General features: G+C 76.2%; 1 protein-coding gene. It reads left to right on the top strand.

Going from position 1 to position 991, the window contains the following annotated elements; genetic code table 11:
- Positions 1-370 precede the first annotated feature (370 nt).
- The gene (locus HUW36_RS33425; protein WP_174531650.1) at positions 371-736 is read left to right on the top strand and encodes a YciI family protein; all 366 of its coding nucleotides are present in this window, start codon (positions 371-373) and stop codon (positions 734-736) included.
- The last annotated feature ends 255 nt before the right edge of the window (positions 737-991 follow it).

Here is a 991-nt window from a genome sequence, read left to right as displayed (position 1 = left end):
GCCACCTCGTCCGGGTCGCTCGCGTCGGCCAGCGCGGTGGCCAGCGTGGCGAGCAGCCGCAACCGGTGATCGCCGGCCACGGCGCCCGTGCCCGCGCCGGTGGTGGCGACGACGTCCGGCCACCGGGCGTCGTCCGGCGGGGTGCTGCTCACCGGGACCTCCGCTCGGCATCAGGCGTCCGCAGTTTCCGGAAACGTACCAGCGGCCCGAGGTGGATGGCGATCGTCGATCCGGTCCCCGGCGCGGCCCGGCGGGACGTACCTCGCGGCACGTCGGCAACCGGGCCACCGCCGTACCCAGTTGCGCCGAGCCCGCCCGGGGCCCGTCGCCGCCGTGCGACGCTGGGCGCAACGGTGGTCAGGAGGTGCGCATGGGCGCGACGCCACGGCTCGACTTCGCGCTGGACACGTACGAGTGCATCGTGCTCTACCCCGGCCCGTCCGGGCGGGCGCTGCCGGAGGAGACCGTGCAGCGGTTGCAGGCCGAGCACGTCCAGCACATGGGGGCGCTGCAGCGGCGCGGGATCGTGCTCGTCGACGGCTCCGTGGACGGTCCCGCCCGGGAACCCGACCCGCCGATCGGTTTCGGCCTGGCCCGGACCGGTTCGGTGGACGACGTGCGTAGCGTCATGGAGGCCGATCCCGCGGTACAGGCCGGGCTCTACCGGGTCGAGGTGCTCACCTTCCTCTGCCCGGCCGGCTCCCTGGAGTTCCCGCTGGTCAAGACCCAGAGCTGACGGCGCGGCGCACTGTCGCGCGGGCGACGGCGGCGGCGGCGAAGCGGTGCTACGTTCCGGCGCAGTGAGCCGCCCCGGCCTGTCCGGCGCCGCCGGCCCGGGTCGGTCGAGGAGCCGCCATGACCTCCGCACCGGACCTGCCGCGCGCCACCGACCAGCTCCGCGAGCTGCTCGGCGACCGCCTGCTCACCCCGGCCGACCCCGGTTGGCCCGCCGCCGTGCGGCTGTGGAACGGCGCCCCGACCGCGACACCGG

It is taken from the genome of Micromonospora maritima, assembly GCF_902825405.1.
Lineage (GTDB): Bacteria > Actinomycetota > Actinomycetes > Mycobacteriales > Micromonosporaceae > Micromonospora > Micromonospora maritima.
The sequence above is the reverse complement of the archived record's forward strand: the minus strand, read 5'-3'. Positions and strand labels throughout refer to the sequence as shown.